At 66.5% G+C, this 24199-nt stretch carries 21 protein-coding genes; 7 read left to right on the top strand and 14 right to left on the bottom strand.

Going from position 1 to position 24199, the window contains the following annotated elements; translation table 11 throughout:
* The first annotated feature begins 96 nt into the window (after positions 1-96).
* Entirely contained in the window at positions 97-510 is a 414-nt protein-coding gene (locus MRS60_RS21520) for a PPC domain-containing DNA-binding protein (RefSeq protein WP_243566638.1), read from the top strand.
* Positions 511-614: 104 nt separating this feature from the next.
* On the opposite strand, the gene acnB is transcribed toward MRS60_RS21520, so the two are convergent.
* Together acnB and MRS60_RS21510 are read right to left on the bottom strand one after the other, a co-directional pair.
* On the bottom strand, positions 615-3200 hold the full coding sequence (acnB, locus tag MRS60_RS21515) for a bifunctional aconitate hydratase 2/2-methylisocitrate dehydratase (RefSeq protein ID WP_243566637.1): 2586 nt from the start codon (positions 3198-3200) through the stop codon (positions 615-617).
* Positions 3201-3710: 510 nt separating this feature from the next.
* Positions 3711-4184, bottom strand: a complete 474-nt coding sequence (locus MRS60_RS21510; RefSeq protein WP_243566636.1) for a nuclear transport factor 2 family protein — start codon at positions 4182-4184, stop codon at positions 3711-3713.
* Positions 4185-4283: 99 nt separating this feature from the next.
* Between MRS60_RS21510 and MRS60_RS21505 the strand changes: the two genes are divergently transcribed.
* Positions 4284-4628 carry a hypothetical protein gene (locus MRS60_RS21505; RefSeq protein WP_034180353.1) on the top strand — a complete coding sequence of 115 codons (345 nt, stop codon included), beginning with the start codon at positions 4284-4286 and terminating at the stop codon, positions 4626-4628.
* 33 nt (positions 4629-4661) lie between these two features.
* Here MRS60_RS21505 and MRS60_RS21500 read toward each other — a convergent pair whose 3' ends face one another.
* Both MRS60_RS21500 and MRS60_RS21495 read right to left on the bottom strand, forming a co-directional pair.
* On the bottom strand, positions 4662-4910 hold the full coding sequence (locus MRS60_RS21500; RefSeq protein ID WP_034180352.1) for a hypothetical protein: 249 nt from the start codon (positions 4908-4910) through the stop codon (positions 4662-4664).
* A gap of 629 nt (positions 4911-5539) precedes the next feature.
* Positions 5540-5974 (bottom strand): universal stress protein, encoded by a 435-nt coding sequence (locus MRS60_RS21495; protein ID WP_034180351.1) that lies wholly within the window; start codon positions 5972-5974, stop codon positions 5540-5542.
* Positions 5975-6343: 369 nt separating this feature from the next.
* On the opposite strand from MRS60_RS21495, the gene MRS60_RS21490 reads away from it, so the two are divergent.
* From MRS60_RS21490 to MRS60_RS21475, 4 genes are all read left to right on the top strand, one after another.
* Positions 6344-7828, top strand: a complete 1485-nt coding sequence (locus tag MRS60_RS21490) for an amidase (RefSeq protein ID WP_131949460.1) — start codon at positions 6344-6346, stop codon at positions 7826-7828.
* Positions 7829-8090: 262 nt separating this feature from the next.
* Complete coding sequence (locus MRS60_RS21485; RefSeq protein ID WP_034180349.1) at positions 8091-8777, top strand: hypothetical protein; 687 nt, start codon at positions 8091-8093, stop codon at positions 8775-8777.
* Between the two features lie 118 nt (positions 8778-8895).
* A complete protein-coding gene (locus MRS60_RS21480; protein WP_051983658.1) occupies positions 8896-9765 on the top strand; it encodes an arylamine N-acetyltransferase family protein in 870 nt (289 codons plus the stop codon).
* A gap of 65 nt (positions 9766-9830) precedes the next feature.
* Positions 9831-10697: a class I SAM-dependent methyltransferase gene (locus tag MRS60_RS21475; protein WP_243566635.1), complete on the top strand. Its 867-nt coding sequence runs from the start codon at positions 9831-9833 to the stop codon at positions 10695-10697.
* A gap of 14 nt (positions 10698-10711) precedes the next feature.
* Here MRS60_RS21475 and MRS60_RS21470 read toward each other — a convergent pair whose 3' ends face one another.
* The 6 genes from MRS60_RS21470 to MRS60_RS21445 all read right to left on the bottom strand — a co-directional run bounded on the left by MRS60_RS21470 (position 10712) and on the right by MRS60_RS21445 (position 19050).
* Entirely contained in the window at positions 10712-15553 is a 4842-nt protein-coding gene (locus MRS60_RS21470) for an NAD-glutamate dehydrogenase (protein ID WP_243566634.1), read from the bottom strand.
* A gap of 143 nt (positions 15554-15696) precedes the next feature.
* Positions 15697-15918 carry a hypothetical protein gene (locus MRS60_RS21465; protein ID WP_243566633.1) on the bottom strand — a complete coding sequence of 74 codons (222 nt, stop codon included), beginning with the start codon at positions 15916-15918 and terminating at the stop codon, positions 15697-15699.
* 12 nt (positions 15919-15930) lie between these two features.
* Positions 15931-16815, bottom strand: a complete 885-nt coding sequence (locus MRS60_RS21460; protein WP_243566632.1) for a hypothetical protein — start codon at positions 16813-16815, stop codon at positions 15931-15933.
* 348 nt (positions 16816-17163) lie between these two features.
* On the bottom strand, positions 17164-17352 hold the full coding sequence (locus MRS60_RS21455) for a 4-oxalocrotonate tautomerase (protein ID WP_011354745.1): 189 nt from the start codon (positions 17350-17352) through the stop codon (positions 17164-17166).
* A gap of 53 nt (positions 17353-17405) precedes the next feature.
* Positions 17406-18182: a class II aldolase/adducin family protein gene (locus MRS60_RS21450; protein WP_243566631.1), complete on the bottom strand. Its 777-nt coding sequence runs from the start codon at positions 18180-18182 to the stop codon at positions 17406-17408.
* A complete protein-coding gene (locus MRS60_RS21445; RefSeq protein ID WP_105392473.1) occupies positions 18157-19050 on the bottom strand; it encodes an urea transporter in 894 nt (297 codons plus the stop codon). Before MRS60_RS21445 ends, MRS60_RS21450 begins: the two co-directional genes overlap by 26 nt.
* Positions 19051-19316: 266 nt before the next feature.
* Here MRS60_RS21445 and MRS60_RS21440 point away from each other — a divergent pair, with 266 nt between their 5' ends.
* Positions 19317-19877, top strand: coding sequence for a putative glycolipid-binding domain-containing protein (locus MRS60_RS21440; protein WP_105392474.1), 561 nt, complete (start codon positions 19317-19319; stop codon positions 19875-19877).
* Here MRS60_RS21440 and MRS60_RS21435 read toward each other — a convergent pair.
* Genes MRS60_RS21435 through MRS60_RS21420 form a run of 4 tightly spaced genes read right to left on the bottom strand, consistent with a single transcriptional unit; the run spans position 19832 to position 24187 of the window.
* Entirely contained in the window at positions 19832-20743 is a 912-nt protein-coding gene (locus MRS60_RS21435; RefSeq protein WP_243566630.1) for an alpha/beta fold hydrolase, read from the bottom strand. The genes MRS60_RS21440 and MRS60_RS21435 overlap by 46 nt on opposite strands.
* Before the next feature lie 4 nt (positions 20744-20747).
* Positions 20748-21653 carry a metal-dependent hydrolase gene (locus tag MRS60_RS21430; RefSeq protein WP_034180340.1) on the bottom strand — a complete coding sequence of 302 codons (906 nt, stop codon included), beginning with the start codon at positions 21651-21653 and terminating at the stop codon, positions 20748-20750.
* On the bottom strand, positions 21650-22585 hold the full coding sequence (locus MRS60_RS21425) for an SDR family NAD(P)-dependent oxidoreductase (protein ID WP_034180339.1): 936 nt from the start codon (positions 22583-22585) through the stop codon (positions 21650-21652). The genes MRS60_RS21430 and MRS60_RS21425 overlap by 4 nt, the downstream gene beginning before the upstream one ends.
* A gap of 21 nt (positions 22586-22606) precedes the next feature.
* On the bottom strand, positions 22607-24187 hold the full coding sequence (locus tag MRS60_RS21420) for a flavin-containing monooxygenase (protein ID WP_243566629.1): 1581 nt from the start codon (positions 24185-24187) through the stop codon (positions 22607-22609).
* Between the last annotated feature and the right edge of the window lie 12 nt (positions 24188-24199).

Below are 24199 nucleotides of genomic sequence, written 5' to 3'. Positions count from 1 at the left end.
CGCGAGGGCGGTTTTGCCGAGCGTGCGTGACTTGCCGGATTCACGGGCCGAACGTACTCTTTGTCGACACCACGATCCACCAGCGGGTTATCGACCATGCAAGCCCATCCTCTGCGTCTGTCCCCCGGCGACGATCTGCGCGCGTCCATCGAGGAAGCGTTGCGTTCGCACGGTGCGCACGCGGCATTCGTGATCCAGGGCATCGGCAGCCTGAGCGTCGCGCAGTTGCGCTTTGCCGGCGCCGACCTGCCGACCGAACTGCGTGGCGACCTCGAAATCCTGACGCTGGCCGGTTCGGTATCGCCGGACGGCGCGCACCTGCACATGTCCGTTTCCGATGCGGGCGGCCGCGTGTCGGGCGGCCATGTGGCGAGCGGCTGCGTGGTGCGCACGACTGCCGAAATCCTGCTCGCGCTGCTTCCCGGGCATCGTTTCTCTCGCGAACCCGATGCGGATACCGGTTTCAACGAGCTGGTGATCTGTCGCGAGCCGGGCGGCAATGCCGGGTGAACGTCGCCGGAGCCGAATAAAAAAATGGCGCCGCGGGCATGCAGCCTGCGGCGCCATTGCGTGTCGCTGCGACGGGAAAGACCCGCCGCAGCCCGACAGCGTGCTTACATCTGCACGGTGTCGGCCACTTCCTTGAAGTCTTCGATCTGGTCGAAGTTCATGTACTTGTAGATCTTGTCGCCGTTGGCGCTGAGCACGCCCATGTCGGCCATGTACTCGTCCTTGGTCGGGATCTTGCCCAGGCGCGAGCAGATTGCCGCCAGTTCCGCCGAGCCGAGGTACACGTTCGTGTTCTTGCCCAGGCGGTTCGGGAAGTTGCGGGTCGACGTCGACATGACCGTCGCGCCTTCGCGCACCTGTGCCTGGTTACCCATGCACAGCGAGCAGCCCGGCATTTCGGTACGCGCACCGGCCGTGCCGAACACGCCGTAGTGACCTTCTTCCGTCAGTTGCTTCTGGTCCATCTTGGTCGGCGGGGCGACCCACAGCTTGACCGGGATGTCGCGCTTGCCTTCGAGCAGCTTCGACGCCGCACGGAAGTGGCCGATGTTGGTCATGCACGAGCCGATGAACACTTCGTCGATCTTCGCGCCGGCGACGTCGGACAGCGTCTTCACGTCGTCCGGGTCGTTCGGGCAGGCGACGATCGGCTCATGGATATCGGCGAGATCGATCTCGATGACGGCCGCGTAGTCGGCGTCGGCATCCGGCGACAGCAGTTGCGGGTCGGCCAGCCACTGCTCCATTGCCGCGATACGGCGCTGCAGGCTGCGCGGATCCTGGTAGCCCTGCGCGATCATCCACTTCAGCAGCGTGACGTTGCTGTTCAGGTATTCGATGATCGGTTCCTTGTTCAGGTGGACCGTGCAACCGGCGGCCGAACGCTCGGCGGACGCATCCGACAGTTCGAACGCTTGCTCGACCTTCAGGTCGGGCAGGCCTTCGATTTCGAGAATGCGGCCCGAGAAGATGTTCTTCTTGCCTTGCTTGGCGACCGTCAGCATGCCTTGCTTGATCGCGTACAGCGGAATCGCGTTGACGAGGTCGCGCAGCGTGACGCCCGGCTGCATCTTGCCCTTGAAGCGGACCAGCACCGATTCCGGCATGTCCAGCGGCATCGTGCCGGTGGCGGCCGCGAAGGCCACCAGACCCGAGCCTGCCGGGAAGCTGATGCCGATCGGGAAGCGCGTGTGCGAATCGCCGCCGGTGCCGACGGTGTCGGGCAGCAGCATGCGGTTCAGCCACGAGTGGATCACGCCGTCGCCCGGGCGCAGCGCGATACCGCCGCGCGTGCTGATGAAGTTCGGCAGCGTCTGGTGCGTCTTCACGTCGACCGGCTTCGGATAAGCGGCGGTGTGGCAGAACGACTGCATCACGAGATCGGCCGAGAAGCCGAGGCATGCGAGATCCTTCAGTTCGTCGCGGGTCATCGGGCCCGTGGTGTCCTGCGAGCCGACCGAGGTCATCTTCGGTTCGCAGTACGTGCCCGGGCGGACACCCTGACCTTCCGGCAAACCGCATGCACGGCCGACCATCTTCTGCGCGAGCGAGAAGCCCTTGCCGCTGTCGGCCGGCTGGTGCGGCAGGCGGAACAGCGTCGACGGCGCGAGGCCCAGCGCTTCGCGTGCCTTCGCGGTCAGGCCGCGGCCGATGATCAGCGGAATGCGGCCGCCGGCGCGCACTTCGTCGAACAGCACGTCGGACTTGACCTGGAATTCGGCGATCACTTCGCCGTTCTTCAGCGCCTTGCCGTCATACGGGCGCAGTTCGACCACGTCGCCCATTTCCATCTGCGACACGTCGAGTTCGATCGGCAGCGCGCCTGCATCTTCCATCGTGTTGTAGAAGATCGGGGCGATCTTGCCGCCGAGGCACACGCCGCCGAAGCGCTTGTTCGGAACGAACGGGATGTCTTCGCCGGTGAACCACAGCACCGAGTTGGTGGCCGACTTGCGCGAGGAGCCGGTGCCGACCACGTCGCCCACGTATGCGACCAGGTGACCCTTTTCCTTCAGCGACTCGATGAACTTGACCGGGCCGCGCTTGCCGTCTTCTTCCGGCGTGATGCCCGGGCGCGCGTTCTTCAGCATCGCCAGCGCGTGCATCGGGATGTCCGGGCGGGTGGTGGCGTCGGGCGCCGGCGACAGGTCGTCGGTGTTGGTTTCGCCCGTTACCTTGAAGACGGTGATGGTCAGGCTTTGCGGCACTTCCGGACGGCTGGTGAACCATTCGGCGTCGGCCCAGCTTTGCAGCACGGCCTTCGCGTGCGCGTTGCCCTTGTCGGCGAGTTCCTTCACGTCATGGAACTGGTCGAACATCAGCAGGGTTTTCTTCAGCGCGTCGGCGGCCACGGCCGCGACTGCGTCGTCGGACAGCAGTTCGATCAGCGGCTGGATGTTGTAGCCGCCCAGCATCGTGCCGAGCAGTTCGGTGGCGCGTTCGCGCGAGATCAGCGCGCAGGCGGTCTCGCCCTTGGCCACGGCGGCCAGGAAGCCGGCCTTCACGCGGGCGGCTTCGTCGACGCCGGCCGGCACGCGGTAGGTGATCAGTTCGAGCAGCGTCTGCTCTTCGCCTGCGGGCGGGTTCGTCAGCAGTTCCACCAGTTCGGCGGTTTGCTGAGCCGTCAGCGGCAGGGGAGGAATACCGAGCGCGGCGCGGGCGGCCACGTGAGCACGAAAGTTTTCAAGCATGGGGAGACCTGCTGATATGGCGTTTGAGGGGAAGGCCGTTCCGGCACTCCGGGGCTGTTCCAGGCACTGCTTTGAGCGGGATTCTAATCTCAATGAACTGTAACGTCAAATGTCTTATGTCTTATATAAGAGTTGACGGGCAAGATGCGGGGGAGCGTGGCGGCGCGGGGGAGACGGCGTTTCCGTGCGTGCTCCGGAGGGTGGGCTGGGAGCCTTTGCGGGCGAGGTATTTCGTGTGGTTCTTGCGGTAGTCGGCAGGAGGGGAGGCGATTTGCGGCGGGCTGCTCGGCTGCGGTTGGGGGCGTCCGCTGGCGGTAGATTGGCCCTGTCGGGGCTGGCTTTCGTGATGTGGAACAGAGGCGGGCCGTGCGAAGCCGCGCCGGACGACTACATGCCCCAGCCAGAGAAGCCCTTGCGCTCGATTCGGGTTTCAGGTGCGGCACATATCTGCACAAGCACGCAAGAAGCTGTACACGCCAACGCCACGATGACGCAGTAGCGGCACGTGTCCTAGCCCCGCTTTGCCCGATACGCGTCGAGATTCTTCCGTGCCTGCGCGCGGATCGCGCGTTGCACGAACGGCGTCCAGCCGAGCAGGGCGCCCTTCAGCCCAAGCGCCTGACGCGCCCAGCGCCACAGGTCGAAACTGTCGCGATGCTCGGCGATGAGCCCGTCGCGGAACCGGAAACGCGCGTCGATCCGGTTGACCACCGTGCGGCCGGTCGCGCCGAACCGGTAGTGCGCGACCCACTGCGCGCGCCCGGCCTGTTCGTCCGCGTCGACCTCGCCGAACGTCAACGAAAATTCCTGCGCACGCGCCACCAGCATGCGCCACATGTCGCGCGCGAGCTCGCCGCGCAGCTCGCCGAACGCGGGATCGCTGAAGACGATGTCGTCGGCATAGCAGGCGAGCATCGCGTCGATGTCGCGCTGCTGGAAGGCCGTGTAAAAACGCTGGATCAAATCGGTGTTGGGATGACTCATCTTTTGATTGACTGTTGTTGTAGATGAAGCGGCGTCTCGACGCGATGGCCCGATAGCGGGCTAGCTACTGTATCGGAAATCGAACAGGCGCTGCGCAACGTGAGCGACAGCACCGCGCGCGATGCCGGCTCCGATACGCCGCTGTGTCCGGTTCCGCCGTCGGTGCAAGGCGACGATCGCAGCGAGTACATGAGCTATGGGCCCGGCCACTACGCGTACGAGATTGTCGGCGACATGCCGGTTCATGTGGGCGGCACGTGCTACATCGGCAGGCTGGTCGACTGGTTCGGCGCTTACGGCAAGGATGGCCTGATGGCCCAGATGTCGGTGCGTCTTCCTCGCGACGACACGGGCCACGAGCAGACGTTCAGCGTGAACGGCGTCCGGAGCGTGACATCCGTCGCGACATCGATCGAGAAAATGACGGCAAACAGCGGGAATTGACTCGAACGAGCCCGGAACGTCACCGGATTCGCGTCAACGGTTCGCCATCGCGACGTCCCGATTGCCTCGCCCCGTTACCAGGCAACCCGACATGAACGCCTCGCTCTGGCTGCCGGCGGCCGCCTCGCCGAAGCCGCGGCCGAGCGCGTCGGCCTTCACCTGCGCGGCGCCCTGTTCGCATGCAAGCGGGCTGGCGTCGCGGCCCTGCGCATGCAGGATCGCGCGATCGGCAATGAGATACGCCAGCAGCGCGAAAACAGCGATATGTACGGCTCGTCTCATGGTTCGTCTCCTCGTCGCTCAAGCGTAACGCGGACACGTTCGACGAAGCACTTGGTGGTTCCCCCGGTAAACGTCTGCTGAATCGGTGGCGGGGCGGCGTGATCCCGTCACGTTTTTCGTGGTTTCGCGTGCAAAAGGAACGGGCTTTCAGGCTGGCGGCCGGAGACGAGGATAGGCACGCAGCGCGGCGATCGCGCGACGGATTTCGGCACGACAGACGCGTGATTCGCGCGAGTTTGACGAATGTCAGGGTACGGGCGGGAGGGGACGGTTGTGCCGCCGCTCAAAGCGATAGCATGAATGCATGATTTGACGGAACGCGATGACGGATGAATGCGTCGGTTCCGGCAAGCAGGCGCGTGTTGAACATCGCTGTCGAAATAGTGAGGAATCCAAATGCTTAACGTCTCTTCCGTGCTGATCAGTCTCGCTCCGATGTGGGCAATCCTGCTGGTTGCGTCTTCGGCGGCCGCCTATTTCGTGTTCTGGCGCAAGGTCATCAAATAAGCGCTGTGTGACGGGCAGTACACGTGCGGCGCGCAACGCGCACACGTACTGCGCCGCTCATTGGTCCGTCGCCGGTGCAAGCCTGTGGCCTGTCATGAGACTGTCGCCGCACGTCATCGCTGTCATTGCACCGCAGTCACCGGCACATTCGAAATCCGCACCAGCCGGCCCATCACGCTGCGGCGAAACACCGACATCAGTGCATGAAGCGGGTCGTGCCTCGGCGCGACGACCACGATCTCGTCGCATCCGGTCTCGGCTGCCACGGCCGCGATCGTATCGGCCACTGGCCCGACCTTCTTCACGACGCTGTACTTGACGCCGGCGTCCTGCAGAATCCGCTCCGCCATGGCCAGATCGTCGGACGCGAACTTTTCCTCGATCGAGCGCAGCCGCGACAGCGGATGATAGGCCTCGAGCCGCGTCGATTCGAGCGGCGCCTGAACGTTGATCAGCACGATCTCCGACGCGCACCGCTCGCGATACAGGAATGTCGCGTGGCGAACCGCCTGCAGCGAGCGGGGCGAGTGACCGACCGGAACCAGCAGCTTGAGCATGAACGATGTCCAGGGAACGAGATGCTTCCAGCGTAGCGCGCCGCCGGAACGAACCATCTAAAGAGATCGGGCGGTCGCGTAAAAATGTCGTTAACGCGCGCCGTCTCGTGTCGCGCCTATTAGAAATATAAGAAATTTTAGTTTATGCGCATAAACGATTTCATCGATCGGGCCGGCGCGGGCGGCCCGGCACGCGTCGCGCCGATTCAGTCGGATCCGCAATGAATCGCGACGGAAAATATCGAAGGTCGCCGAATCGGCGTCGCGTAGAGTAGAGCGTCGGCCGCGGCGCGGCCCCTCCCGGCCGGTTCGGGGGCGACCGCCGCCGCCACGCGGCCTGCCATTCCATTCCGATTTCAGGAGACTCGCATGCCGCACGGCGCCCCGCAGCTTCTCGCTCCCGCCTCCATCCCCGTCGACCCGATCGTGCGCCTGTCGGCCGGCGAGCTCGCGTCGGCGATCCGCGGCAAGGCGGTCTCGTGCGTCGAGACGATGCGCGCGTATCTCGACCACGTCGAGCGCGTGAACGGCGCGGTCAATGCGATCGTCGCGCTGCGTGAGCGCGATGCGCTGCTCGCCGAAGCCGCGGAAAAGGATGCCGCGCTGGCGCGTGGCGAGTACCAGGGCTGGATGCACGGGATGCCGCAGGCGCCGAAGGATCTGGCGATGACGAAGGGGCTGCGGACCACCTACGGCTCGCCGATCTTCCGCGAGAACGTGCCGCAGGCCGATTCCGTCGGCGTCGCGCGGATGCGCGCGGCCGGCGCGATCTTCATCGGCAAGACCAATACGCCGGAGTTCGGGCTCGGTTCGCACACGTTCAACGAGGTTTATGGTGCGACGCGCAATCCGTACGACCTGACGAAGAGTGCGGGCGGCAGCAGCGGCGGCACGGCGGCGGCGCTCGCGTCGCGGATGCTGCCGGTGGCGGACGGCAGCGATTTCGGCGGCTCGCTGCGCAATCCGGCCGCGTTCTGCAACATCTACGGCTTCCGCCCGTCGCAGGGGCGCGTACCGCGCTGGCCGGCCGTCGACGTGTTCGTGCAGCAGCTCGGCATCGAAGGGCCGATGGGCCGCACGGTCGGCGACGTTGCGCAGCTGCTCGCGATCCAGGCCGGCTACGACCGCAACGATCCGCTGTCGCGCGCGGAAGATCCGGCCGTGTTCGCGCAGCCGCTCGACGCGGACCTGCGCGGCAAGCGCATCGCGTGGGTCGGCGACTGGAACGGTTATCTCGCGACCGAGGCCGGCGTGCTCGCGCAGTGCGAACAGGGGCTGGCAACGCTGCGCGAGATCGGCTGCGACGTCGATGCCGCGCTGCCGGCATTCGCGCCCGAGCGGATCTGGCGCCTGTGGCTCGTGCATCGGCACCTGCTGTCCGGCGGCGGGCTGCTCGCGCACTATCGCGATCCGGCGCGCCGCGCGCTGCTGAAGCCCGAGGCGATCTACGAGGTAGAAGGGCTGCTCGCGATGCAGGGCGCGGCCGTGTTCGATGCGAGCGTCGAGCGCACCGCGTGGCACCAGGCCGTGCTGAGCTTCTTCGATCGCTACGACTTCATCGCGGCGCCGACCGCGCAGGTGTTTCCGTTCGATGTCGACCAGCGCTGGCCGAAGGAAATCGCGGGCCGCGCGATGGATACCTATCACCGCTGGATGGAAACGGTCGTGCCGTGGACGCTGGCCGGCTGCCCGGTGATCAACGTGCCGGTCGGCTTCAACGACGCGGGGCTGCCGATGGGGATGCAGCTGATCGGGCGCCCGCGCGCCGATCTCGCGGTGCTGCAGCTCGCGCGCGGCTACGAGCAGGCGGCCGACTGGGTCGGCCGGCGGCTGCCGGCGTGGATGGCTGCGTAACGTTTCCCGGCCGCGATACGTTTTGCGGTACCACCCGCAAAGCCCGAAACCCGCCGTCATTCATGCAACCGGAGAACGAATTCCGGCACAGGCGTGATTTCGCGCATCAACCGCGGACGAATCCACTCGACCGTGTCCGTCGGTCGCGGAATTGCAAGCGGCCGCACACCGTGATTTCGTTTCGATGTGTTTCAGTCGTTGCGGCGGCGCGCGACGCGCTTCGACAATATCGGCCTCAATCATTCCGGCACGAGGGAAACACATGAAGCACATTCGCGCGACGGGCAGGCATCTGGCCTCGGCAGGCATCGCATTCGGCATCCTGGTGAGCGGCGCCGCGCACGCGCAGCTCGACCTGCAGTCGCTCGGCGCGTCGCTGCTCGGCGGTGGCCAGCAGCAGGCTGCGCCCGCACAAGGCGGCCTCGCGCAGTTGCTGCAGGCCTACGTCGGTGCGAATCAGCAAGTGCTGTCCGGCCAGTCGTCGCTCGCGTCGGCGATGGGGCTGACCGGCGCGGCCGGGCAGGCGCAGCAGGCCGCGAGCCAGTTGACAGGCGGCGATGCGCTGACGCCGGCCGCGCTGTCGCAGATGGGCGGCGCGCAGCAGTCGGTGTCGCAGGCGCTCGGCCAGGCTTTCGCGAGCGGCGGCGCGTCGCACGGCCCGATCGACAAGCAGGCGTTCAGCAACGGCCTCGCGTCGCTCGGCCAGGGGCTCACGCAGTACTCGCAACTGCAGTCGGGGCTCGGCAATCTCGGTTCGACGAGCGCCGCGTCGCTGCTGCAGTCAGGCCTGAATCCGCAGAACATGCAGGCAGCGTCGTATATCGCGCAAAGCGCGCCGGGCCAGTTGCAGTCGCTCGCGGCGACGCTCAGCCAGGCCGTGCAGTTTGCGACGAGCCAGGGCATTTCGGTGCCGTCGGTCGCGTCGTCGGCGCTGAAGCTGCTGCCGTAACGTTGCGCGGGGCTGCGTGCGGTGCCGGCATCGCGCGCGATGACGGACAATCGCCCCGCACAACATGGGGATTTCGCGCGATGCTATCGTGGCGTGTCCTTTTTATCGGTGCAGGTTCATGACTGACTCGTTCGACCTCTCGCGCTATTTCTCCCGCATCGGCTACGACGGCCCGGCCGAGCCGACGCTCGACGTGCTGCGCCGGCTGCATCTGCTGCACCCGCAGGCGATTCCGTTCGAAAACCTCAATCCGCTGACCGGCGCGCGCGTCGCGCTCGACCTGCCCGCGATCGTCGACAAGGTGATCGGGCGCCGCCGCGGCGGCTACTGCTTCGAACTCAACAAGCTGTTCTACACCGCGCTCACGACGATCGGTTTTCGCGTGACGCCGCTGATCGCGCGCGTGCGCTGGATGCGGCCGCCCGAGATCGTCACCGCGCAGACGCACATGCTGCTGCGCATCGATCTCGACGATGCGGTCTGGCTCGCGGACATCGGCTTCGGCAGCGCGACGCTGACCGCGCCGCTGCGCTTCGTGCCGGGCGAGCGGCAACTGACGCCGCATGGCGCGTTTCGCGTGATCGACGCGCCGGTCGACGGCGAATTCGACATGCAGTTCGAGATCCCCGACGGCTGGCAGACCACTTACCGTTTCTCGCTGAAGCCGGCCGAGTGGATCGATTACGACGCCGCGAACTGGTTTACGTCGACGTATCCGGAATCGATCTTCGTGAACGACCTGATCGCGTGCCGCGTGCTGCCGGACGGCCGCGCGGCGCTACTCAACACCGCGCTGACGCTGCGCGACGCGGCGGGGGCCGGGCGCACCGTCACGTTCGACGACGCGGCCGCGTGGGGCGCATGCCTGCGCGACACGATCGGCATCGATACGGCAGGGTTCGATCTCGACGCGCTGTTTGCGCGGCTGGCGGCGCGCGCCGCAGCCGTATCGCCGCGGGAAGCCGGGCCGTCCACCCGGAAGGCGTGATATTTCATCCGGACGAATTGACGCCGTCTACCCGACTACCCGCAACCAGCACGAGTGACGCCGACATGACCGATACCGAACCCCGCGAAGACGCCCCCGACAGCACCGCCGCGCGCGTCGCGCTGTGGCGCGCGCTGCACGTCGAACTCGACGCGCCGCCGCACGTGCTCGCCGACGAAGTCGGGCTTCGACTGCTCGCGCCGGCGCCGGGCTGGCAGCAGCGCGGCGACATGGACCCGCAGTTCACGCGGCCGTTTCGTGCGTCGATCGTCGCGCGGGCGCGCTTCATCGAGGATCTCGTGGCCGAGCAGGCCGCGCTCGGTGTGAGCCAGTACGTGATTCTCGGCGCTGGCCTCGACAGTTTCGTGCAGCGCCGGCCCGAGATGGCGTCGCGCGTGACCGTCTTCGAAGTCGACCCGCCGGCGCCGCAGGCATGGAAGCAGCGCCGCCTGACCGAACTCGGCTTCGGCGTGCCCGACTGGCTGCGCTTCGTGCCGGTCGATTTCGAGGCGAAGCAGTCGTGGCGCGATGCGCTCGTCGGCGCGGGCTTCGATGCCGGCAAGCCGGCGGTCGTGGTGTCCACCGGCGTCAGCATGTACCTGACGCGCGAAGCGAACGCGGCCGCGCTGCGCGAAGTCGCGTCGCTCGCGCCGGGCTCGACGCTCGCGATGACGTTCCTGCTGCCGCTGGAGAACGCGGATTCGGACGTGCGCCCGGGGCTGGAAATGGCTGCAAAGGGTGCGCGCGCGAGCGGCACGCCGTTCATCAGCTTCTTCATGCCGGCTCAGATCCAGGCGCTCGCGCTGGAGGCCGGCTTCGCGACAGCCGCGCACGTATCGGCCGCGGAGCTGGCGCGCCGTTATTTCGCCGATCGCACGGACGGCCTGCGGCCGCCGAACAACGCGGAAGAGTTGCTGGTCGCGACGGTCTGATCCTGCCCGAACCGTTACGCGCGTTCGAGCACGGCCATCTCCCGCACGATCACGAGCAGCACCGCGAGGCTGGCGCCGCCCGACGCGCGCAGGTCCGCGAGCAGGTGCTCGTAGCGCGCGAGCGCGGCGTCGCGGCGCTCGCGCCACGCGCCGACGATCGTCTCCGGCGTGGTCGAATCCGCCGATTCGGCGAGCGCGCTCGTCGCGAGCGTGCGCTTCAGCCGCGCGACTTCCGCGAGCGCGGCCGCGCGCGCGAGCATGTCCCAGTGCGTCGGCGTCGGCAGCGTCGCCGCGCGTTCGCCGATCCATCCGTAATTGAGCAGCGTGCCGAGCGAGAAATAGACGCCCGCGACGAGTTCGAGGCTGCGGTTGCAGGTCGCGGCCACTTCGGCGATGTCGAGCAGCGCGGCCGAGATGTCGCCGCTCGCGACACGCACAGCGAGCGCGCTGTCGACGCCGGCTTCAACGAGCACGCGCTGCCGCTCGGACAGCGCTTCGAGTGCGTCGGCCGGCAGCAGCGACGGCAGTTGCGGCGCGAGCCGCTGCGCCGCGTCGCGGCAGCGCGCGATCAGCTCGGCAACGCCGCCGTCGGCCACCGCGCCGGACTGCAGATGACGCAGGAACCACAGCGCCGCGCGCTCCAGCAGCCGCGCGACGTCGACGAACATGCGCGCCTGCACGTCGTCGGCGACGCGGTTGTCGAGCGCGTCGATGTCGCGCCACACCGCATCGAGGTCGAACACGTCGCGCGCCATGATGCACGCACGCACGATGTCGCCGGGCTTCGCGTCGGTTTCCTCCATCAGCCGATGCACGAACGCGCAGCCGACGCGATTGACGAGCGCATTGGTCAGGTGTGTCGCGAGAATCTCGCGGCGCAGCGGATGGCGATGCATCGGCTCGCTGAAGCGTTGCTGCAGCGGCGTCGGGAAGTAGTCGACGAGCATCGCGGCGACGAGCGGGTCCTCGGGCACGTCGGATTCGAGCAGCGCGTCGTAGAGCCACATCTTGCTGTACGCGAGCAGCACCGCGCGCTCCGGCGACGTGAGGCCGAGCTTCGCGGCTTGCCGTTCGGCGACTTCGTCGTCGGTCGGCAGGAATTCGATCACGCGGTTCAGGCGGCCCGCGCGTTCGAGCCAGCGCATCAGGCGCGCCTCGGCGTCGAGCTGCTCGACGCCGTAGCGGCCCGCGATCGACAGCGCCTGCGTCTGGTAGTAGTTGTCGCGCAGCACGAGCAGCCCGACTTCGTCGGTCATCTCCGCGAGCAGCGCGTTGCGCTGCTTCCCGGTCATCTCGCCGTCGGAGACGACGAGCCCGAGCAGGATCTTGATGTTGACTTCGTGATCCGAACAATCGACGCCGGCCGAGTTGTCGATCGCATCGGTGTTGATGCGGCCGCCGCGCTGCGCGAACTCGATGCGGCCGAACTGCGTGCAGCCGAGGTTGCCGCCTTCGCCGACCACCTTGCAGCGCAGGTCCGCGCCGTTCACGCGCACCGCGTCGTTCGCGCGGTCGCCGACCTGCAGGTGGGTTTCGCGCGCGGCCTTCACGTAGGTGCCGATGCCGCCGTTGTACAGCAGATCGACCGGCGCCTGCAGGATCGCGCGGATCAGCTCGGTCGGCGGCAGCGCGTGCGCGTCGATGCCGAGCGCGGCCTGCACGGCCGGCGACAGCGGGATCGTCTTCGCGGTGCGCGGATAGACGCCGCCGCCCGCCGAAATCGCGGCCGGGTCGTAGTCGGCCCAGCTCGACCGTTCGAGCGCGAACATGCGCTGGCGCTCCGCGAAGCTGACCGCCGGATCGGGGTTCGGGTCGAGGAATACGTGCCGGTGATCGAACGCGGCGACGAGCCGGATATGCGGCGACAGCAGCATGCCGTTGCCGAACACGTCGCCCGACATGTCGCCGACGCCGACTACCGTGAAGTCGGTCGTCTGCGTATCGATGCCCATCTCGCGGAAGTGCCGCTTCACCGATTCCCACGCGCCGCGTGCGGTGATCGCCATCTTCTTGTGGTCGTAGCCGACCGAGCCGCCGGACGCGAACGCATCGTCGAGCCAGAAGCCGTATTCGTGCGAGATCGCGTTCGCGTAGTCGGAGAAGGTGGCCGTGCCCTTGTCGGCGGCGACGACCAGATACGGATCGTCGGGGTCGTGGCGCACGACGTCGGGCGGTGGCACGATCGCGTTGCCGACCAGGTTGTCGGTCAGGTCGAGCAGGCCGCGCAGGAACGTCTGGTAGCACGCGATGCCTTCGCGCATCCACGCTTCGCGATCGCTCTGCGGCGGCGGGTTCTTCACGACGAAGCCGCCTTTCGAGCCGACCGGCACGATCACGACGTTCTTCACCATCTGCGCCTTCATCAGCCCGAGCACCTCGGTACGGAAATCCTCGCGGCGATCCGACCAGCGCAGGCCACCGCGCGCGACGCGCCCGCCGCGCAGGTGCACGCCCTCGACGCGCGGCGAATACACCCAGATCTCGAACATCGGCTTCGGTTCGGGCAGGCCCGGCACTTTTGCCGGATTGAACTTGAACGACAGGTAGGGTTTCGATTCGCCGTTCGCGTCGAGCAGGAAGTAGTTGGTGCGCTCGGTCGCGTTGATCACGCCGAGGAACTGGCGCAGGATGCGGTCCTCGTCGAGGTTGGGCACCTGGTCGAGTGCACCTTCGATCGCCTTCAGCAGCCGTTCGGCCTGCACGTCGCGCGTGTCGCCGGTGAGCGGGTCGAAGCGCAGCAGGAACAGCTCGACGAACTGGCGCGCGATCGCCGGATTGCCGGTCAGCGCGCGTTCGATATACGCGTCGCTGAACGTCGAGCCGACCTGCCGCAGGTATTTCGCATACGCGCGCAGGATCGTCACTTCGCGCGCGCTCAGGTGCGCGCGCAGCACGAGGCGGTTGAAATCGTCGTTCTCGATCCGGCCGCTCCAGATCCGGTCGAACGCATCCTCGAACAGGCCTTTCACGCGCTCGATGTCGAACTCGGTATCGTCGGCGAGTTCGAGCCCGAAGTCGTGCACCCATGCGTGCGCGGCGTCCGGCGTCTGGATCCGGTACGGCCGCTCCTCGTCGACGCGCACGCCGAGATGCTCGAGCATCGGCAGGCTGCGCGACAGCGCGATCGGGTCGCCCGTGCGATAGACCTTGAAGCGGAACGCGCGCGGCCCGGCCTCGATCGGCCGGTACAGGTTCATCGCGAGCTGGCCCGAATCCTTCACGCGCTCGATCAGCTCGATGTCGCGCACGGCCGTGCGCGCCGGATAGTCGTCGCGATAGCCGGCCGGGAACGAGTCTGCATAGCGTTGCAGCAGGCGGTTGCCTTGCTCTTCGCCGAATGCGTCGAGCAGCGCGTCGGCGAGATCGTCCTGCCAGCGGCGCGCCACCTGCACGAGCCGCGTCTCGAGCTCGCGCGTATCGACGTCGGGCATCGTGCCCGGCTCCGCGTGCACGACGAAATGAATGCGCGCGATCGCCGATTCCGACAGCAGCGGCGTGAATTCGACGTTCACGCCGTTGTACGCGTCGACGAGCAGCTTCGCGATGCGCCGGCGCAGGTCGGTGTTGTACTTGTCGCGCGGCACGAACACGAGACACGACACGAAGCGGTCGAACCGGTCGCGGCGCACGAACAGGCGCGTGCGCTGATGTTCCTGCAGCCGCAGGATGCCGAGCGCGATGTCGTAGAGCTGGTCTTCGTCGGCCTGGAACAGCTCGTCGCGCGGATAGGTTTCGAGCACCGTCACGAGCGTCTTGCCGAGATGCCCCTTCGGCAGGAAGCCCGCGCGCCGCACGATGTTCGCGCATTTGCGGCGCACGATCGGGATCTCGGCGCTTGACACCATGTAAGCGGTCGACGTGTAGAGCCCGATGAAGCGGCGCTCGCCGGTGATCTTGCCGTCGGCGCCGACGAGCTTCACGCCCACGTAGTCGAGATAGCCGGGCCGGTGCACGGTCGCGCGCGAATTCGCCTTGGTCAGGAAGATCGGCCAGGAGCCGGTGATGATGTCGGCGGCGGCCTTCGGCAGCGGCGTCACGTCTGACGCGCCCGACGTGCGCAGCGATTCGCGCAGGATGCCGAGGCCCGTGCCCTCGATGCCGCGCAGGCCGAAGCCGGTGCCGTCCGACACCAGCGCGTAGTCGCGGTGGCCGAGGAACGTGAAGTGATCGGCGGCCATCCATTCGAGGAACGCGCGTGCCTCGATGTCTTCCGCGGTCGATTCGCGCGTCTTCATCTCCTTGATCGTCGCGCGCGCGATGTCGACGATCTTCGGCCAGTCCTCGACCGATGCGCGCACGTCGCCGAGCACGCGCGCGATGTCCTCGCGCAGCGTGTCGAGCAGCGCGGCGTCGCCGCAGCGATCGACTTCGAAATGGATGAACGACGCGAGTTGCGACTGGCCGTCGCCGGGTGTTGCGCCGCCCGCGTCGACGCGCTCGATGCCGCCGTTGGCGCCGCGCCAGAGGCGGAACACGGGATGCAGCGCCGAATGCAGCGCGAGCCCGAGGCGGTTGACGGCCATCGTCACCGAGTCGACGAGGAACGGCATGTCGTCGTTGACGATCTCGATCACCGTGTGGTCGGAATGCCAGCCGTGCTGTTCGAGGATCGGGTTGTATACGCGCAGCCGTTCGCTGCCGGGCACGTATTTCTGGGCGGTCTGCCAGTGCGCCATCGCGGCGCCGTACAGGTCGGCGATGCTGCGGTCCTGGAGATCGTCGGCGTCGACGAAATCGTAGTAATGATGCAGGAAAGGTTCGACGATCCGGAACGTGGCTTCGGGCAGGCGCTCGCGCGCGAATTCGACGACGTCGGAGAGCAGGTGTGCGACGACTTCCTCGTTCTTCGCTTCCATGGCGGTCTCCCGGGTGGCCATTGGCTGCTGCGTCTGTCCGGCATTATGCGCCGATTGCGTGACAAAGCGATGTGCGGGCGCACAACGGGAGGGGCGGGAGGAGGCCGCGGGCAGCGCCCGTTGCAGGGCGCTGCAGAGGCGGGTCAGGTCAGTTCCGGCGGCTTCAGGTCGGGATGCCTTGCGTACAGCGGATTCATGAAGTCGGCCAGCATCGTGGTCAGCACTTGCGACACGAATTCGCGGTAGGCGACGAATTCGGAATCCGGGCACGCTGCCTTCACTGCCAGAAGAGAGCGATCCAGATCGGCCCCCATTTGCAAGATCATGTCGTTCAGGGTGTTTGCGATTTGCTTGTCTGTGATCATGCGCTTTCCTTTTTAACATCCCGCCAACGCGTTGCAACTGTTGACGCAGTTCCAGAATTTGAATCCGAAGTTGCCGGTTGGCAAAGTCATTGCAGAACACTTCGCGCGGCACATCTCCCTCCATTGCGCGCAGGACGTGTTTCGGGGCTGCGGCGTCAAACCGGGAGCGGTGTCGATGGCCGAAGGAGCGACGAAAATAAAGTTCATCGATTCTCGTTTCGTCGGATAGATGACGGCGAGATCTTCCGAAAAGAGCAACGCTGTATCAAACTCGTGATTGAACTTGGTTGCACAGGCTGTCGTTGCCGGAGAGAGCGTCAGATGCGCCCCACCTTCCGAACCATCTGATTTTATCTTCCCGGTTAGTCTGCATTTGCCGATATCGATCGATGCATCCGCAAGGTTTTTGTCAATGCGAAGCTGGACAGGAATATCGGAGATTGTTGTCTGCCAGCTTCCCGGGCGGATGGCGCCTCGAGCCTTATTGTTGGATCGATAGGGTTTCGCGACGAAACTAGTGGTGTCGCCATTGGTGCTCAGCATGACGCCAATTGATCGACTGCTTGTCTCCTGAACTCCGATCGTAATGTTGGACGAAGTCGAAGTCCACGGGGCATAGTCAGTGCCGGTTGATCCGTCTCGCCGATCATAGATGACGTATCCGGAAATATTCTTTTTGTTTCCGTATACGACTAGAAAGCGGTCGGCGGAAATCTTGATGATTTTGTAAGCCGTTCCATTCTCGTTCGCCTCCCATGTCTCGTGAAGAGTGGCGGCGTGCTGATCCGACGTCGTGTCGGACGATGTGGAGACGGGACTGCCTACGCCGGGATTCGCGAAGGAAATCAACGAAAACAGCAGAGCGGCGGAGTAGCCTTTGAGCGTCCTGATTTTCATGGTGTTTACCTGAAGTGATGAGTTGAGTGTCGGCGTAGACATACTTGCCGGATTTCATCGCTGGCGGTGACACCGATGGACGGTGGTTGGCTGGCTATTATGCCGAATGCGGATATGCATATTTTGATTCGTTATGCGAATCTATTTTTTTGAAAAGGAACGAAATGATTGCTGGGTGTTGTCGTACTCACGAAAGCTAGTTGCAATGAGGCTGAATGTCAACGGCAATATATTGGGATAGCCGATTGACGTGAGGTTTTCGAGGCGGAGGCGAGGGGCGGTAGCGGAGCAACGGAGACAACGCGCTTCCGTGGTCCGGAGGCACGCTGGCCTTTTGTGGGGCGTTCGTCAGCGCTCGTCGCTCCACAGCTTCCCGGCCGTCGCCCAGTTCTCCTTCTTCACGTCGGTCAGGATGATGTCGACCGAGCCCGGCGCGCAGCCGAGCGTCTCGCATGTGACGCGCGTGATTGCTTCGACGAATTCGCGCTTCTGGTCGACGGTGCGGCCTTCGAACAGCTGGATATTGAAAGTCGGCATGACAGGTGCTCCGGTTGAGTTTGAACGATTCGACGGTATGAGGGGGGGCGGCGTCAGTCGCGATATGACGAATCGATCCGGTCGAGCCGGCGCAGCAGCGCCGGCCATTCCAGTTCGCCTTCGATCGCGCCGCCGTCGCGCAGTTGTTCGGCGGTGCGATCGGCGACGGCCGGGTCGGGCAGCACGAGCGGCCCGCCGCCTGCCTGTGCGCGGATCTGGATATCGCACGCCTTGATCAGCGTATCCATCAGCACATAGGCTTCGCCAACGGTGCGGCCGACCGTCAGCGTGCCGTGATTGCGCAGCAGCATCGCGGATTTCGCGCCGAGGCTTGAAGTAAGCCGCGCGCCTTCGGCCGGCGAGAACGCGAGCGCCTCGTAGTCGTGGTACGCGAGGTCGCCATGAAAGCGCAGTGCGTGCTGCGATGCGGGCAACAGCCCGTCGCGCTGGATCGACACGGCAATGCCGGCCGTATTGTGCAGATGCATCACGCACACCGCGTCGGCGCGCGCGGCATGCACGGCCGCATGCAGCGCGAAGCCCGTCACGTTGACCGCGTGTTCGCTGTCGCCGATCCGGTTGCCGGCCAGGTCGATCTTCACGAGGTTCGATGCGCGGACCTCGTCGAACGCGAGGCCGAACGGGTTGATCAGGAAATGGCCGGGCTCGCCGGGCACGGTCGCGGAAAGGTGCGTGTAGATCAGGTCGTCCCAGCCGTTCAGCGCGACGAGCCGATACGCGGCGGCGAGATCGACGCGCAGCCGGCGTTCGGCGTCCGAGATCGGGGCGCCGGGTTTCACGGCATCAGGACGGTGTGCGAATGACGACATCGTGTTCTCCGAGGGTGAAGCGGCGCGCGACGGCCACCGTGACCCACGACGCGAGCACGAACGGGGCCGTGAACGCGGGGATGCCCGCGCATGTCGCGAGCCACTGGATCAGTGCGGCGAGGGCGGCCGCCGCGAATGCCGCGCGCGGGCCGCGCGGCGCCAACGCGAGCGCGGCGAGCGCGCCGTTGAAGCCGAGCAGGCCGTCGGCGAACGACATGCCGTTCGCGCCGAGCGCGAGCAGCAGCGCGGCCGACACGATGGCGCCGCCGAGCGCGAACGCGGCCGCGCGGCGCGACGCGGCGGCGATGCCTGCGACGATCAGTGCGCCGGCCCACGCGCCTTGCGCGAAGGTGGTCTGCGCGATACCCGAGAGCAGCGCGTCGGCGATGGAAGACAACGTCAGTGTTGCGCCAGCCGTTGCGCCGCTCGCATGCGGCGGCGCAACAAACGACATCCACAGCGCGGTAACGGCGAGGCACGGGCTCGAATACGGACACTGGCGCCAGCGGGCCAGCGGCGCGCGCATCGCGCGTTGCACGAGCGCCGAGCCGATTGCGACCAGCGGCACCAGCGCGAGCGCGGCGAGCGGATGGGGCGCGAACAGCACGGCGATCAGCGCGGCGAGCGCGCCGTTGAAGCCGTGCCGCCCCAGTTCGACGTCGCGCCGCTCGGCGCCCGTCAGCACGGCGGTCATGCTCGCGGCGGCCGAGCCGACCAGCGCTGCGCACGCGAGCCGCACGTCGGTCAGCGCCAGCGCGGCGAGCAGCAGCGCGCCGGTGAATGCATTCGCCTGCAGCACGATCTGCCCGATGCCGCGCAGCAGGATGCGCAGGTCGATCGACGGCGAGGCGGAGCGGGCGGTAGGCATGGTGGCGGCGGGACAGGACGAGCCGCGAGCATAGGACACAATTCCATGCACCGGAATAGGGAATCCTGGATAGTCAGGATTTGTGGTTGATGCTCGGAATTGGGGCGTGCCAGCCGGCCTGCGTTAACGTTTTTGGGCGATTTGTCGGTTTCGGTAGCGAATTTGGGCAATCGCTAGCCTTTCCGCGCAAGTACGCGTTTGTTGACGTCTTCGTTCGGGAATTTGTGCGACGATCCCCCGTATTGAGTAAACCGGGAGGCGGAACGATGCGCGAAGTGCGTTGGGCGTCGCTCGAAGGCGACGGGGTCGAACATCTGACGTTCGACCGGAGCGGCGGCGGGATCGTCGTCGAAAGCGCGGTGGTCGGCCAGCGGTACGGTCGCGCATACGGGCTCGCGTATCGCGTCGAGTGCGATTCGCACTGGCGCGTGACGTATGCGGTGCTCAAGGTGATGGGCGGCGGCACGCTCGAACTGCGCGGCGACGGCGCAGGCCACTGGCACGACGGCGCGGGCCGAGCGCTGCACGAGCTCGACGGCTGCATCGACATCGACATCGCGGCGACGCCGTTCACGAATTCGCTGCCGATCGGCCGCCTCGGGCTCGCGCGCGGCGAGCGGCGGCCGATCGACGTCGCGTACATCTCGACGCCGGACCTGAAGGTCACGCCGGTCAAGCAGGCCTACGCGTGCATCGAGCCGGGCCGGCGCTACCGCTACGAAGGCATCTTCCGGAATTTCACGGCCGAGATGGACATCGACGACGACGGGCTCGTCGTCGACTACGAGACGCTGTTTAGGCGCCTGCCGGCGCCGGCGGGGCGCTGAACCGCGGCATTCGTGACCGCCGGCCGCTCCTGCGCGGACGCGAAGCGGTCGATCCGCGACGCGATCATGTCCGGGTGACGCAGCACGATCCAGTGCGTGCCGTCGATTTCCTCGCGCACGTGGTCGCCGAGCCAGCGATCGAGGTCGACCGACATCTCGGGCGTCACGTAGCGGTCGCGCACGGGCACCAGGATCTGCACCGGCGCCTGCGCATACCGTTCGCGCGGCTTGCGTGCCCGTGCGAGGAAGTTCGCACGGTAAAGCTGCAGGCCGTTCAGCGCGTTCTTCAGTTGCACGGGATCGCGCTCGGCGCGCACGCGTTCGGTGAGCTGCAGCCAGCGCGGCCACAGCGCCGCGCCGCCGAGCCGCCACACCAGCGACGGCACGAGCGGCAGGTGGAAGAACGCGATGTACCACGATTTCAGGCTCTGCTTGAGCCGCAGCTTCGCGCGGAACACGTGATCGAGGCACGGGCCCGAGATCGACGTATACGACGCGATTCGGCCGCGGAACGCGGGGTCGGTCACGGCCTCCCAGCACTGGATCGAGCCCCAGTCGTGGCCGACGAGATGGAAAGGCCGGCCGCCGCAGGTCGCGTCGGCCACCGCCTTCAGGTCGTCGGCGAGCCGCGCGAGCGTGTAGTCGGCACGGCGGCGCGGCGCATCGGACGCGCCGGCGCCGCGCACGTCGTACGCGATCACGCGGTAGCGCTTCGCAAGCCGTGCGCGGATCGGCGCCCACACGGCCGCCGAATCGGGGTAGCCGTGCACGAGGATCAGCGGCGGCGCGCGACGCGATCCGCTTACGTAGACGGCGAGTTTCACGTCGCCGGACTGGACGGTCAGCATCTCGTGCGCGCGCGCCATCGCGTCATGCCTGCGCAACCGGATGCAGCGGCACGCGGCGCGGGGCGGCCTGCGCCGCGTAGCGCGCGTTGGTCGCGTCGATGTTCTCGAGCAGCGTGTCGAGCCCCTGCAGGTACTGGTGGTTGTCGTGGTCCCACGGGTGGAAGCCCGGGCGGAAGTAGTCGAGCCATTCGCGCGCGATGCTCGGGAACACGCCGTGCTTCGGGCCGTACAGGTACTTCACGAGGCGCCACATGCCGCCGAACTTGCCGTGTTCGCGACGGTGCGCGCGCATCAGGCGCACGTGGAAGTCGAACACGATCGTCCAGAAGAACACGGTCGTCGTCAGCATCGTGCCCGTGCGCAGCAGGTAGCTGCCGAGGCCCGGCTTCATCACGGTGGTCCATACGTCGTACGACACAGCCTTGTGCTCGGTTTCCTCCATCGCATGCCACATCCACATCTGCTGGTAGCCTTCGACCGAGCCGTCGATGCGGTGCTCGTGTCCCGACAGCAGCTGGTTCGCGAGGATCGCCGTGTAGTGCTCGAGCGCGATCGTGATCGCGAGCTGCATCGAATGCGGCAGTACCTTCTTGAACCAGCCGAGGATCGTCCACAGGCGCTTGTCGAGCTTGTGCGCGGGCAGGCCCGACGCCTGCAGCAGGTCGTTGTATTCGATGTGCTCGCGCGTGTGCATCGCTTCCTGACCGATGAAGCCGAGCACCTGCTTCTTCAGCTCGGGATCCTCGATCCGGTCGCGGTAGTTGCGCACCGAATCCATGAAGAAGCGTTCGCCGGCCGGGAACAGCAGCGACAGCGCGTTCATGAAGTGCGTGACCGGTACGCCCTGCACGTGCCAATCCTTCGCGCGTTCGGGCGGCAGCGCGAAACGGATGTCGCGCCGCACGGGCATCATGTTCGGGGTCGTCATGATTGTTCTCCTCCCTGATTACCTGCGTTGTTGTAGGTTGCGTGCAGCGGTGCGGGCGCCGGCGTGCCGCGGGCGGCGTCGCGGCGGGCTCTCGCGGCCTCGCGGCGCGTCGCGAGCACGACGAGCGCCTGGTACGCGGACGGCAGGATGCGCGCCATCCAGTCGCCGGCCTTCGCATCGCGGCCGATCAGCACACGGCGCTTGTTGCGGCGCACGCCGGCGAGGATCGTGCGCGCGGCGTCGTCGGCGGTCGTGATGAAGAACTTCTCGAACGTGTCCCTGCCTTGCTGCTCGCTCGCGACCATGAAGCCGACCATGTTCTTCGACACGCGGCTGGCCTGCGCGATGTTCGTGCGGATGCCGCCCGGATGCACGCAGGTCGCCGACACGCCGCACTTCATCATGTCGAGCTCCTGGCGCAGCGATTCGGTGAAGCCGCGCACCGCGAACTTGGTTGCGTTGTAGCCGCTCATCCCAGGTTGCGCGAAGATCCCGAACAGGCTCGACGTGTTGATCACGTGGCCGTCGCCCGATGCCTTCAGGTGCGGCAGGAACGCTTTCGTGCCGTGCACGACGCCCCAGAAGTTGATGTTCACGATCCACTCGAGATCGCTGTAGTCCATCCCTTCGATCGTGCTCGACAGCGCGACGCCCGCGTTGTTGAAGATCAGGTTGACCTTGCCGTGTTCCTTCGCGGTGTCGTCGGCCCACGCGAACATCGCGTCGCGCTCGCCGACGTCGAGCACGCGCGTCGATACGCGCACGTTCGGCGCGATCGCGCGGACGATCCGTTCGGTTTCCGCGAGGCCGACGCCGTTCTTGTCGGCGAGCGACACATGGCAGCCGGCCTGCGCGAGCTGGATCGCGAGCGAGCGGCCCATGCCCGAGCCGGCACCCGTGATCGCGGCGACCTTGTTGGCGAAATCTCTCATGTCGTTGGTTCCTTGTCTGGCTCAGGCCGCTTCGGCGGATGCGGAAGCGGAAGCGGCGGGCGCGGCGACGGGCCGCGCGATCGTGTCGTGCGGTGCGCGATACGCGTGGTAATCGGCGATCGAGAAGTGCGCGGTTGCCTGGCGGAAGCGCCACGTGAAGCCCGGCCACAGCGTCGTGTTCTTGCCCGTGCGCGGATCGAGATACCAGCTCTTGCAGCCGCCCGTCGACCAGATCGCCTTCTTCAGCTTGCCCTGCAGGTCGCTGTTGAACTGCGCCTCGACGAGCGGGCGCACCTCGATCGCATCGGCGCGCTCGCGGCGCATCGCCTGCAGCGCGCCGAGGATGTATTCGATCTGCGACTCGATCATGAACACCATCGAGTTGTGGCCGAGGCCCGTGTTCGGGCCGACGATCATGAAGAAGTTCGGGTAGCCGGGCAGCGTCGAGCCGAGATACGCGTGCGCGCCGTCGCGCCATGCGTCGACGATGTCGAGGCCGCCGCGGCCGACGATCGCGCCGCGCGGATACGGATCGGCGACCTGGAAGCCGGTGCCGTAGATCAGGCAGTCGACTTCATGGCGGCGGCCGTCGGTCGTCACGACCGCGTCGGCTTCGATATGGTCGATGCCGGTCGTGATCACGTCGACGTTCTTGCGCGACAGCGCCGGGTAGTAGTCGTTCGAGATCAGCACGCGCTTGCAGCCGAGCGTGTAGTTCGGCGTGACGGTCTTGCGCAGCTCCGGATCGGGAATCTGCTTGCGGATATGGCGCAGCGCGAGCTTCTGCACGTTCTTCATCAGCGACGGATGGATCGCGAAGCCGAGCACGCGCGATTCGAGCATCCAGTAGATGCCGCTGCGCACCACTTTCTGCGTGAACGGCAGCGTGCGGAACAGCCATTTCTCGAACCCGGTCAGGTTGCGGTCGGGCTTCGGCATGATCCACGGCGGCGTGCGCTGGAACAGCGCGAGTTCCTTCACGCGCGGCGCGATCTGCGGCACGAACTGGATCGCGCTCGCGCCGGTGCCGATCACCGCGACGCGCTTGCCTTCGAGCGCGTAATCGTGATCCCACTGCTGCGAATGGAACGCGCGGCCCTTGAAATTCTCGACGCCGGGAATCGCCGGCAGCGCGGCGCGCGACAGGCCACCCATCCCCGACACCAGCACGCGCGCGGACAGCCGCTTGCCGTTCGCGAACGTGAGGCGCCAGCGCTGCGCGGCCTCGTCGTATTCGGCGCGCTGCAGCTCGTGGTTCAGGCGCAGGTGCGGGCCGATCCCGAAGCGCTGCACGCAGTCTTCCAGATACGCGCGGATTTCCGGCTGCGGCGCGAACATGCGCGTCCAGCGCGGGTTCGGCGCGAACGAGAACGAATAGACGTGCGATTGCACGTCGCATGCACACCCGGGGTAATGATTGTCGCGCCACGTGCCGCCGACCGACGCGGCCTTCTCGAGGACGACGAAGTCGGTCACGCCTGTTTGCCGCAGGCGGATCGCCATCCCGAGACCGGCGAAGCCGGTGCCGATGATGGCGATGTCGATGGATTCGTCCAGGCCGTCGTGGCCGGGCGGACCGAAAGGCAACGTGCGAGCATTCATCCGGGTGTCTCC

The sequence above is a fragment of the Burkholderia pyrrocinia genome (assembly GCF_022809715.1).
Classification (GTDB): domain Bacteria; phylum Pseudomonadota; class Gammaproteobacteria; order Burkholderiales; family Burkholderiaceae; genus Burkholderia; species Burkholderia pyrrocinia_C.
This window is presented reverse-complemented; position numbering and strand designations above follow the sequence as displayed.